Source organism: Altererythrobacter xiamenensis (assembly GCF_900177715.1).
Taxonomy (GTDB): Bacteria; Pseudomonadota; Alphaproteobacteria; order Sphingomonadales; family Sphingomonadaceae; genus Erythrobacter; species Erythrobacter xiamenensis.
Genome location: NZ_FXWG01000002.1, coordinates 605,051 through 616,142 on the forward strand (window position 1 = coordinate 605,051; position 11,092 = coordinate 616,142).

The 11,092-nt window shown below is 55.7% G+C and carries 9 protein-coding genes and 1 pseudogene; 9 read left to right on the forward strand and 1 reads right to left on the reverse strand.

Annotated elements, in window-relative coordinates:
- Positions 1 to 77: 77 nt before the first annotated feature.
- Both CCE89_RS08270 and CCE89_RS08275 read left to right on the forward strand, forming a co-directional pair.
- Entirely contained in the window at positions 78 to 632 is a 555-nt protein-coding gene (locus tag CCE89_RS08270; RefSeq protein ID WP_086437556.1) for a winged helix-turn-helix transcriptional regulator, read from the forward strand.
- A gap of 37 nt (positions 633 to 669) precedes the next feature.
- Positions 670 to 972 (forward strand): hypothetical protein, encoded by a 303-nt coding sequence (locus CCE89_RS08275; RefSeq protein WP_234990002.1) that lies wholly within the window; start codon positions 670 to 672, stop codon positions 970 to 972.
- A 20-nt stretch (positions 973 to 992) separates the two neighbouring features.
- Here the strand turns inward: CCE89_RS08275 and CCE89_RS08280 are convergent.
- Positions 993 to 1,874, reverse strand: a pseudogene (locus tag CCE89_RS08280) (YifB family Mg chelatase-like AAA ATPase); the annotation flags it as partial.
- A 260-nt stretch (positions 1,875 to 2,134) separates the two neighbouring features.
- Between CCE89_RS08280 and gloA the strand changes: the two are divergent.
- The 7 genes from gloA (at position 2,135) to CCE89_RS08315 (ending at position 10,546) form a co-directional block, all read left to right on the forward strand.
- Positions 2,135 to 2,701, forward strand: a complete 567-nt coding sequence (gloA, locus tag CCE89_RS08285; RefSeq protein ID WP_234990003.1) for a lactoylglutathione lyase — start codon at positions 2,135 to 2,137, stop codon at positions 2,699 to 2,701.
- 30 nt (positions 2,702 to 2,731) lie between these two features.
- Complete coding sequence (locus CCE89_RS08290; RefSeq protein WP_086437557.1) at positions 2,732 to 3,187, forward strand: cupin domain-containing protein; 456 nt, start codon at positions 2,732 to 2,734, stop codon at positions 3,185 to 3,187.
- On the forward strand, positions 3,147 to 4,856 hold the full coding sequence (gene dld, locus CCE89_RS08295; protein WP_086437558.1) for a D-lactate dehydrogenase: 1,710 nt from the start codon (positions 3,147 to 3,149) through the stop codon (positions 4,854 to 4,856). Before CCE89_RS08290 ends, dld begins: the two co-directional genes overlap by 41 nt.
- A 131-nt stretch (positions 4,857 to 4,987) precedes the next feature.
- Positions 4,988 to 5,941 (forward strand): helix-turn-helix domain-containing protein, encoded by a 954-nt coding sequence (locus CCE89_RS08300; protein ID WP_086437559.1) that lies wholly within the window; start codon positions 4,988 to 4,990, stop codon positions 5,939 to 5,941.
- Positions 5,942 to 6,077: 136 nt separating this feature from the next.
- Entirely contained in the window at positions 6,078 to 8,324 is a 2,247-nt protein-coding gene (locus CCE89_RS08305) for a TonB-dependent receptor (protein ID WP_086437560.1), read from the forward strand.
- A gap of 77 nt (positions 8,325 to 8,401) precedes the next feature.
- Positions 8,402 to 8,872, forward strand: coding sequence for a cupin domain-containing protein (locus CCE89_RS08310; RefSeq protein WP_086437561.1), 471 nt, complete (start codon positions 8,402 to 8,404; stop codon positions 8,870 to 8,872).
- Positions 8,873 to 8,917: 45 nt separating this feature from the next.
- Entirely contained in the window at positions 8,918 to 10,546 is a 1,629-nt protein-coding gene (locus CCE89_RS08315) for an AMP-binding protein (protein WP_086437562.1), read from the forward strand.
- Positions 10,547 to 11,092 lie beyond the last annotated feature (546 nt).

Here is an 11,092-nt window from a genome sequence, read left to right on the forward strand (position 1 = left end):
AGTTGCAACTAAAAACTGAAAAGTTTTTTGCCCGCAGCGAAGCGCCGCGCTAGATAGGTTGCAGGGAAAGGACCGAAATGGGCGAAATTAGAGAACCGCTACGCGAATTGATCGAATGCGGGCTGCCGCAAGCGCTTGAAGTCATGGGCGAGCGCTGGTCGTTCATGATCCTCCGCGCCAGCTTCAACGGCGTGCATCACTTCGAGGAATTTCTGAGCGAGCTCGGGATTGCCCGAAACATTCTGTCTAACCGACTCGCGAAACTCGTCGAGCATGAAATCCTGCGCCGTGAGCCCTGTCCGGACGACCGCCGCAAGATCGAATACCGCCTGACCGAAAAGGGCTTCGACCTTCTGCCTGCCATGCTCGCGCTGCGCCAATGGGGCCAGAAGTACGGCACCGACTTCGAAGAAGACCCGGTGCTGGTGGACGAGATGGATCGACTGCCGATCGGTCCCGTCTCGATCCTGTCGCATGACGGCCGCGTGCTCGACCATCACGATCTCAACCTTGTGAAGCGCGAGAATGTCGGCATCCGCGCCGATGGTTCGACCGCAAAGGCCTGCACCGGTATCGATCGCGGGGACGTGGTCGATATCGATACTTTGCGGAAAGCCGCTGCCGCTGGCTGACACGAAGCAGACCACGCCCGATGGTCGCTACATCATCGTGAAGGGGCAGCTTTGGCGCGCCACCAACCCCAGGCTGGGAGAGGAAGAGCGCGCCCGCCTCGTCAGCGAGCTTATGGATGCGCGCAGAGCCGTGGGCGCCAGCCTCAGGTCCGGCGATACCTCCGCTGAAAAGGCAGCCCGCGCGAAGGTTCATGCTGCGAAAACCGCGCTGGGCGAACGCGGTCCGGTATGGTGGAGTGACGGCGCGCCGGATGAGAATCGCAAACTGATAAAGAATTCGAGCTACGCAGACTGGTGGATGGGTCAGGCTGGTTCCCGGACTTCGGGTTCGAAGGGCTGAACGTCGGCAATTCGGCAGCGCTAAGCGCGGGGTGCCTGCCTCCGGTAGCTGAGCGCTTCTGCGATGTGGATTCGCCCGACCTGCTGCGCTCCGGCAAGATCGGCGATTGTCCGTGCGACCCTTAGCATCCTCGTATATCCCCGTGCAGAAAGCCGCATCGCCTCTGCCGCCTGGAGCAGCAGGCGCTGTCCCGCTTCGTCAGGCTTTGCCCATTTCTCCAGCGCGTCACCGCCCAGTTCGGCATTGCTGCGTGCGCCACTCTCCTCGGCCCTTGCGGTCTGGATCGCGCGGGCGCGCGCGACGCGGGCGGCGACCCTCTCGCTGTTCTCCGAGGCCGGGGGGAGCGCCATGTCGGCGGCACTGACCGGTTCGACTTCGACATGGAGGTCGATCCGGTCGAGCATCGGGCCGGAAACCTTGCTCTGGTAGTCGGCGGCGCAGCGCGGGGCGCGGCTGCAGGCGAGTGCGGGATCGCCGAGATGACCACAGCGGCATGGATTCATTGCCGCGACGAGCTGGACGCGCGCGGGAAAGGTAACATGAGCATTGGCGCGCGCGACATCGACGCTTCCTGTCTCGAGCGGTTGGCGCAGCGAGTCGAGCACAGGGCGCTGGAACTCGGGCAGTTCGTCGAGGAATAGCACGCCAAGGTGCGCCAGGCTGACCTCGCCGGGACGTACCTTGAGCCCGCCGCCGGTCAGCGCAGCCATGCTCGCCGAGTGATGCGGCGCGCGGAACGGGCGCGCTCGGCTGATCCGTCCGCCTTCCAACGTGCCCGCGACCGACGCCACCATCGACACTTCAAGCGCTTCCGAAGGGGTAAGCTCGGGCAAGATACCGGGAAGGCAGGAGGCGAGCAGGCTCTTGCCAGCGCCCGGCGGGCCGATCATCAATAAGTTGTATCGTCGAGACCCTCAAGCTCTAAAGACCCGGAAGGCCGTCGGTGGATTGAAGTAGAAATCTTCGTTCTCTTACGAGAAGAGCGCGGCTTGACCGGAAGGGAGTGAAGGCTTTTGAGAAACTCCCTGCCCACGGCTTTTATTCTTAAACTCGGCGCCAGAAGACCGGCAGCCCTTGCGCACGCTGACAACCCGATTTGCAGGATCAGGCAAGCACAGTCCCTGACGGACAAATATGCTTCGGTACTGCGTTTACCCCCATAGTGAAGGCAATCGAGAGAATTGAGTTTATGCTAAACTTGCCCGATCCACGCCCAGAGGGCGATACATCCTCCCCGTCTGAAACTGCAGATTTTGTGCTTAACCAGACGATGCTGCGGATTAAGGATCCTGCCCGTTCAATACCCTTTTATCAGCACGTTTTGGGAATGACGCTGGTGAAAGAGATCCCGTTCCCGGAGATGAAGTTCACGCTCTATTTTCTTGGCTATGTAGGACCTGAGGACGACTTGCCGGAAGAAGAAGAGGGGAGGTTGCATTATGCGTTCGGCCAACCAGCCATGCTCGAGCTGACGCATAATTGGGGCACCGAGGACGAGGCTGGGAATGTTTACCATAACGGCAATGACGAACCGCAGGGCTTCGGCCATATCGGGCTTGCTGTTCCTGACGTGGATGAGGCGTGCAAAAGGTTTGAGGCGTTAGGAGTGGATTTCGTCAAGCGACCTAGTGAAGGCAAAATGAAGGGCCTCGCCTTCATAAAAGATCCAGATGGCTATTGGATTGAGATCCTTAATCCAAAAAACAGCGCACTGATTTGCGGCGTATGAAATTGGCGAGAGAAAAAGGGAAAGAAATCAATGAAGAAGAATTTCAGTCCGGTTGAAGGACGTGCAGTCCAACTTGATGATATCGATTGGGTGCCGTTTCCCGAAGCCTTGAGCGCAGGCGGTATTCGATGGAAGCTCTTGAATGTCGCGCCCGAACTTGGCTCTTGGGCAGCAATATTCGACTGTCCTGCAGGCTCTTCGTTTAACAGTCATCATCATGTGGGGCCGGGTGAGTATTTCCTCACGAAAGGACGCATGGAAGTTCGAGGCGGCTCTGACGATGGCGGAGATACTGTCACTGCCCCCGCCTATGGTTACGAGGCGACAAGCGCATTCCATGGGAAGACCTATTTCCCGGTCGACAGTGAATTCTATATGACCTTCCTGGGGCCGCTGCAATTCGTGGACAAGCCGGGCGGTGAAACTCTGGCGTTGGTAACTTGGGATGGTGCGCAAGCTGCGTGGGAAAGCGCAACCGCTGGCTGAGTCCAGGAGTCGCCTAATCGAAGAACTTCGCGACGCGGTTGATAAGGGCGAGGTTCTCACAGACGCGAATGAGAAGCGGCCTTATAGCTCGGGCTATCGCGTCGGGGCGGGGGTGGCCGTCGCAGTAGTCCGCCCGGGTACCCTATTGGAATTATGGTTCGTGGCTCAGGTATGCGTCCGCCACGATACGATCATCATCTTGCAGGCCGCGAACACCGGGTTAACCGGAGGATCCACTCCCTTCGGCGAGTATGACCGCCCAGTTGTAGTGATCTCAACGCTATTGCTAGAAGGCGTTCTGCTCCTTGAGGATCACACCGACGTCATTTGTCTGGCGGGCAGTACGCTTACTGGGCTCGCCAAGGCGATTGAGCCATCTGGTCGGCTACCCCATTCAGTGATCGGATCTTCGTGTCTTGGCGCGTCAGTTGTTGGAGGCGTCTGCAATAACTCCGGCGGTGCGCTAGTCCGTCGCGGCCCTGCATTTACACGACACGCACTTTTCGCACGGATCGACGAGGGCGGTACGCTCAGACTCGTTAACCATCTCGGACGCGACCTTGGATCAAGCCCGGAAACAATCTTGGAAAACCTTGACGCCGGTGATGCCGGAATTGCCAATCACGAGGAGGTTGAAGAAAGGTGCGACGATTATCTGGTGCAGTTGCGCCAATCTGACGACACGCCTGCTCGTTACAACGCCGACCCACGGCGGCTGTTCGAGGCATCGGGAAGCGCGGGGAAACTGATTGTTTTCGCGGTAAGAGTGCCAACTTACCCAGCTCCTCGAACAGAACAGTCCTTTCTGGTCACTACCGATAAAGCGGGGCAGCTCGCGGATTTGCGCCAGGCCATCCTTTCGGATCTATCGACTGTTCCGAGCGTCTGTGAATACTTGGATCGCAATGCCCGTGAACTTGCTGCTAAATATGGCCGTGACGTTTGCCACCTCCTCGCTATCTTCGGCCCCGAAGCGATGCCCACTATACAGCGCATTCAGCGTAGGCTGGATGTGTCGGCTCGGAGGCTTGGGTCAGGCCGCAATGTATCAGCCCGCCTATCCCAAGCGGTCTCGCGTATTACCCCACATCCTTTGACGCCAGCCCTGCGGGCCGTTCTCAACACCCACGAGCATGCATTGCTCCTGACTACTGACGATGAGGGAATTGATGAGTTAGACGAACTGCTTTTACGAGCCTGCAAGGATCAACCCATGGAGTATACTATGCTCGGGGCGAAGCAGGCGAAGGCTGCGTTTCACCTCAGGTTTGCGAGTGCAGGTGCAACGGTCCGCATGCAGGAATTGTCCCATCTACCGACTGAGCTGTCTTCTCTCGACATAGCGCTTCCACGCAACACAGCCGATTGGCAATTCATTCTCCCCGAGAGGCTCGAGAGCCAGATTTTGGCGAAAGCAGTGTACGGCCATTTTCTGTGCCACGTGTTCCACCTCGATTTCTTACTTCGGCCCGGCGTGAACAAAGATTCTTTCGAGAGTGAGGTAAAAGCTGTGGTGGAAGAAAGAGGGGGACAAATGCCAGCAGAGCATAATTTCGGCCATCTTTACGAGGCGCCGCCCGAGGTAGCGGAATTCTATCGAGCCCTCGATCCTACTAATGCCCTAAATCCGGGAATTGGAAAAACCTCGCGGAGGCGGGGATGGGCCTAACTCGTTTGCAGTTAACGAGAATCTCATCTAACCTACCAGTTGGCACCAAAACCTGAATTGCCGATAACGCAATTATAATGGCCAGCCCCGTGCATTGAAAAGAAAACAGGGGTAGGTCGGGAGAGAGTTTTATGGGAGCTAAGATCGACCAATATAATTGGTCCACCGAGGATGTCGCGCTTCGCGAACAGTACGAAGCTTGGGTTTCCACGCTCAATGAGACGTATGGAACTTGGCGTCCTGAGATGCCCAGTTCGGCTGGCTTCGTCGCGAGTGTGAAGGCCAGCAAACTGCCTGGCATGGGACTTATCGAATGCCAATGTGATCCTTGTGGTGCGCAACGCACACGCCGAGATGCGCAGGCGATCCAAGAGGAGCAATTAACTATCCAGCTGGTGCTTTCGGGCAGTGAAAATATCCAGATGGGCGAGCAGCAAGCCTCTCTTTCAAAAGGCGATATCTTCATCTGGGATGATACGCAGCCGATACAGTTTTCAGTGCTTGAGCCGCTACACAAGATGTCCCTCGTACTGCCCTTGGAAAGGCTCAGGAGCTGGGTGCCTGATGAATGGCGCAAGCTCCCGCGTCACCTGAAAAGCGGGGAAGCAAGTGCGGCCATGCTGGGAAGCTATATCCGGTCTTTGTCGGAGATCGACTTCGCAAATAATCCTATGCGCTATAATGCCTTAATCGAGGCGGCAATCGCGATTCTTATCGCGCCGATCGAGAAGCAGGAGGCCGATTGCAGCCTCAGATCGGCGCAATTGGAAACCATCAAAATGAGAATTCAGCCCATGCTGCGCAATCCGGATCTCGATCTGAACATGATTGCCGCGAAGAACCGTATTTCGCTTCGTTATCTTCACTGGCTGTTCGAAGCCAGCGACACCACGCCTTGGCGTTATGTGGTTAAGCAGCGGCTCGAAGGTTGCAGAAGGGATTTGCAGAATACCGAGCAAAGACATCGAAGCGTTACCGATATCGCGTTTTCGTGGGGCTTTTCAAACTCCGCGCACTTTGGTCGGAAGATCAAAGCGGAATATGGCTGTTCTCCAAGCGAACTCCGTCGCGAGGCTGCAGACTAGGGCGGCGCTTGACCGCCCGACAGGCAAGAGGGAGGGTTGTTGCACGAATGGGATAACGCAGCTTGCACAACCGGAACAGCAGTTGGCTTTATGATCGCCCAATAAGGTCCCAGAAAAATATCGATGGGAGGGACCTGTGCAGAGCTATTTCCAAAAGGATTACCGACTAAGTCCAGTACGTTGCGGCGTTTCCTTGACGGGCCTAGCCTTGGCATTGGCAGTCAGTTCAACAGTGCATGCGCAGGAGACCGACCCGGAGGCCGTTGCTCAGGAGTCGTCCCCCGGACTAATCATTGTTACAGCTCGAAAACGTTCGGAGACGACACTCGAGGTTCCGGAAACGGTAACAGCGTTCTCAGAGGAGACGCTTGAGCGTGCTAACATCGAGGACATCGACGACGTTGGCCTGGCAGTTCCTAACCTCCAGCTCAGCACCCGCGCGGACGGTTTCCCCAATGTGACCGTGCGCGGACTGGGCGGGTTCGGCAACACGCAGGGTGTCGGTTTCTATCTCGATGATGTGCAGCTTTTTTCCGATGCGTCCTCTAGGTTTGGCGATCTCGAGCGCATTGAAGTCTTGAAGGGGCCCCAGGGCATTCTTTACGGCGGCTCAAACATCGGTGGTGCAGTTAAGTTCGTTAGCGCAAGGCCAGAGTTGGGAATCTTCGAAGGCCGTATCGCGGCCAAAGCAGGGACGGACAATTACTTCGATGGAGAGATCGAACTGAATGTTCCGCTCGGCTCTAACTGGGCTTTCAAGGCTTTCGCATTTGGCGAAACAGACGATAGTTTTCTGACTAATGCGCAAACGCCCCGCCAAAGTGGAGGGATCGCGGCCGGTTCGGAAGACATAGGCAAACGGGAGCAATACGGAGTGCGAGGCGCTCTGTATGGAGATCTAGGTGGTCCCGAGATTTATCTAACCGCCCGGTACAATGAACTCGACGGCCCCAACAATCTGTGGATCCGCGAACTTGACGGGGACTTCCAGTATTCCCGCACACTTGATCTGAGCTACAATCCCCGAAACACCCGGGAAACCTTCGGATTGACAGGCCATGTCGACATACCGGTAGGTGATCTAACCTTACAGTCGATTACATCCTACACTGAGACGGAGTCTCGGCGTGAAACCGACCTTGATATATTGAACGAGTTCGTGCTGGATCTTTTCCGGCCGGAAGACTTCGAGGCTTTCACGCAAGAGATTAGGCTCAGTTCCGATGACTCTGGGCCGTTTGTTTGGCAGGTGGGCGGCTACCTCCTCGACCTGAGTCGGGATCTCGACAGTGTTCTGATTATCCGTGAAGGGTTCTGTTTTATCGATCCTGGTGCATGTGCGCCGCTCAGCACGAACGACGACGAGATCTTGGCTGAAGTTCCATTCGAGGTAAGTCGACGCTCCCGCGAGCAGATTGCCGCATTCGTCAATGCATCCTACGAGTTTGGCCAGATCGAAGTGAGTGGCGGCCTCCGAGTTGATAACACTACTTCGGAACGCGACAATCTCGATACTGGACTATCCGGTAAAACAAAGGAAACCGTTGTATTAGGTCGGGCCTCTGTAGCTTGGTCAAATTTCGACGAAACCACTCTACTCTACGCCACCTTTTCGCAAGGCTTTGAGCCGGGAGATTTCTCCCTCTCGAATCTTTCCACCGCTAACTCTCTGTTGCAGTATAACAAGGAAACAGCAGATCAGATTGAGATCGGCTACAAGGGGCGGCTGCTCGATAATAATCTATTCCTGACCATTGCTGCGTTCTATGTGGATTACCAAGATCGTCAGTTCGAACTGCAAACGGTTGATCCAGTCACTGACACTCCGGTTGAGGGGATCGTCAATGTGGGGGATTCAACGCAGAAGGGTATCGAGGTTGATTTTGTCTGGCAGCTCTCGAACAATCTGACTTTCTCCGGCGGCGCCGGCTACATTGATGCTGAGTGGGATGAAGGGGTGGTTTCACCGGTCACCGGGCTAAGCCTCGGTGGCGTTCAGCCGCCTAACGTTGCCAAATGGAGCGGCTCAGGCGCGCTCGAATACGAAGGCGATATCGGCAATGGTGAGTTCTTCGTCCGCGGTCAGGCGCGCTATAAGAGCAAGAGTTCGACCAACGCGCAGTTTTTTGATGTGCCAGGTGACGATTATCCCATCTTCGTCAATCCCAGTTACTTCGTCTTTGATCTCGCGGCCGGGGTAGATTTTGGCAATTTAAGTTTTGGGGCGCGGGCTGAGAATATATTCGATAAGAAGTATTTCACAGACGTGCAGGAATTCCCAAACTTCGCCGGATCATTGAACCCCGGCGAGCCGGGGCAGATTATCATCGGCACGTTCGGCCAAGCCCAACGATTTATCCTCTCAGTGGGCTACGAATTCTAACGGTAACCGATGAACCTTTGCGATGGCTGACGCGCCTCGCTTACCCATAACATTTGGCTCGAAATAGGAGAGTAAAGATGCCACTTCCCCAAGATATTACGCCGCTCAATGATCAATTGGCTGACACGGTCGTGGAGACAGAAAAAGTCGATTGGCTTGAGACCGAACCAGGCATGGCGTGGATCAAAGTGCTATGGACGGGATCCGAAACGGGAGCATGGGCCGCAATCTTCAAATGGAAGAAAGGTTACGTGGCTGGCGGACACAAACACCTCAGCGCTGCCCACGTTTATGTGATCAAAGGAAAACTGAAGGTTCGCGACGGTGTCCTCAATATGGGTGATTACGTCTATGAACCCAATGGCATGCTGCACGGGGACACAACGGCGCTCGAGGATACCGAATACCTATTTATCTGTAACGGGCCACTCATTTTCCATGATGATGATAGCTTCACGAGCTATCTCGGCTGGGAAGAACTAGCAAGAATGGCAGAAGGTCAGGCTGATGGTACAGCCATCAGTGCCGGATCGAAGGTCGTCGCATAATAGCGGCGCCTTTCGAAGGGCCTTGGCCGTGATGATGCGCTCGAGATGACCGACCGTAGCTATGCGCGAGGGCCGACCGACACCCCGATGCTTGAATATAGCATCGGTTCGGCCCTGGAGCGGGCCGCTTGTGAGTGGGGTGGCTCACGAGCGCTTGTGTCACGTCACCAACAAACTCGGTACACTTGGTCCCAATTGAACGCGGAGGTTGACCGCATTGCGACGGGTTTGCTCGAGCATGGTATAGAAAAGGGTGATCGCGTCGGGATCTGGTCGCCGAATTGCGCCGAATGGGTGCTTACTCAATTTGCTACCGCAAAGCTGGGCGCGATACTCGTGACTATCAATCCGGCTTATCGTGCCACCGAGCTTGAATATGCGCTCAATAAGGTGGGATGCTGTGCCATAGTCACCGCACAATCCTTCAAGACTAGCAACTACGTCCAGATGTTACGAGAACTGGGGAGTGACAAGCTCCCTCAGCTACGTTGTATGATCTCTATCGGAGATGACGAAGTGGACGGGTTTGTGCCGTGGGAGAACTTACGGGTCGAAGCGGACAAACAGCACTTGGCTTCGATCGGCACTGAGATTGACCCAACTGACCCGATCAACATACAGTTCACTAGTGGAACCACAGGATCTCCCAAAGGAGCCACGCTCACACATCGAAATATCCTCAACAACGGTCGTTTTACGGCCCATACGCTGCGCCTCCAGCAGTCGGACTGCATCTGCATTCCGGTGCCTCTTTATCACTGCTTCGGCATGGTCATGGGAAATCTCGCTGCGGTGACGACGGGCGCTGCGATGGTTTATGCCGACCAAGCGTTTGACCCAGCGAAGACCCTCGAAGCAGTGGCTGCCGAGCAATGCACTGCTCTTTATGGGGTGCCAACTATGTTCATAGCCATGCTCGACCAGCCGAATTTGCCTTCGTATAATGTCTCAAGCCTGAGAACGGGCATCATGGCCGGTTCTCCTTGCCCGGCAGCGACAATGCGAAAAGTGATGGAAAAGCTCAATATGAGCGAGGTCACTATCGCTTACGGCATGACCGAAACGAGCCCCGTGACTGCCCAAACCGCCATCGACGACCCGATCGAAAAGAGAGTGGAAACGGTGGGCCGAGTCCATCCTCACGTTGAGGTAAAAATAGTGGGGCCGGATGGCATGACCCTCAGGCGGGGCGAACAAGGTGAATATTGTTCGCGCGGCTATGCTGTAATGAGGGGATACTGGGACGACGAAGAAAGAACGAACGAGGCTATCGACGCTGATGGCTGGATGCATTCTGGCGACCTCGCTGTGATGGATGATGGAGGTTACATCAGTATTACCGGACGCATCAAAGATATGATCATTCGTGGAGGAGAGAATATCTATCCCAGAGAGATCGAGGAATTTTTGCTTACGCATCCGGAAATATCTGACGCCCAAGTCTTTGGTGTGACCGATGAAACTTATGGGGAAGAAGTCTGCGCTTGGATAATTCCCGTACGCGGCGCGGCGTTGTCGGAAGATGACATAAGGTCATACTGCAAGGATAGTATCGCTCACTACAAGGTGCCCCGCTACGTTCGGGTAGTAGAGAGTTTTATAATGACGGTGACAGGGAAGGCGCAGAAGTTTGAGATGCGGAAGATTGCCGAAGCGGATTTGGCCAAGGCATAGTTCGGGTGGGCATTAGGCATATGCAGGACAAAAGACCCGTTCATCCTGGCCATGTCTTCTAAGGCTGCCCTTCAGCCACTGGTAGGCCCTCATCACTGGCCATCTGTTATCGAGGCCGATTAGAGCGAACTCTTGCGACGCATTTAATCAAGCAACTAGCGGGGAGGCGATAATGATGACCTCGTGCGGTCCGGCCGGAGGTGTCCCACGACTGTGCAGCGCATTAAGGTACCGGTGTCGCTGGTGCCCTTCTACGATCACGAGCCGCACGTCGGGCAGTTCCTTACCCACGTCGACTATCCCATGAGGCGTTGATAGAAGGACCATAGGATAATCCCAGGTCCCTTCGTCAAGCGCACGGGCTGTCGCATGTCGATCGTCACCGCCTTTTTGTTGGAAGACCTCATAGTCGAATTCGGGATGCAACTCGCCTCCGAATACTCGGTGGATGGCGGAAAGTAATGTAGCACCTTCCCACCTTTCCCGCGTGCAGGTCAGCGTGTCCAGGGGGAGAAAGCTGAATGGTGAATGCTCCCAATGCCGGTA

Excerpts from the sequence above, each read along its gene's own strand:
- CCE89_RS08270 (WP_086437556.1), top strand. The coding sequence starts at position 78 with ATGGGCGAAATTAGAGAACCGCTACGCGAATTGATCGAATGCGGGCTG.
- dld (WP_086437558.1), top strand. The coding sequence starts at position 3,147 with ATGGTGCGCAAGCTGCGTGGGAAAGCGCAACCGCTGGCTGAGTCCAGG.
- CCE89_RS08300 (WP_086437559.1), top strand. The coding sequence starts at position 4,988 with ATGGGAGCTAAGATCGACCAATATAATTGGTCCACCGAGGATGTCGCG.
- CCE89_RS08310 (WP_086437561.1), top strand. The coding sequence starts at position 8,402 with ATGCCACTTCCCCAAGATATTACGCCGCTCAATGATCAATTGGCTGAC.
- CCE89_RS08290 (WP_086437557.1), top strand. The coding sequence starts at position 2,732 with ATGAAGAAGAATTTCAGTCCGGTTGAAGGACGTGCAGTCCAACTTGAT.
- CCE89_RS08315 (WP_086437562.1), top strand. The coding sequence starts at position 8,918 with ATGACCGACCGTAGCTATGCGCGAGGGCCGACCGACACCCCGATGCTT.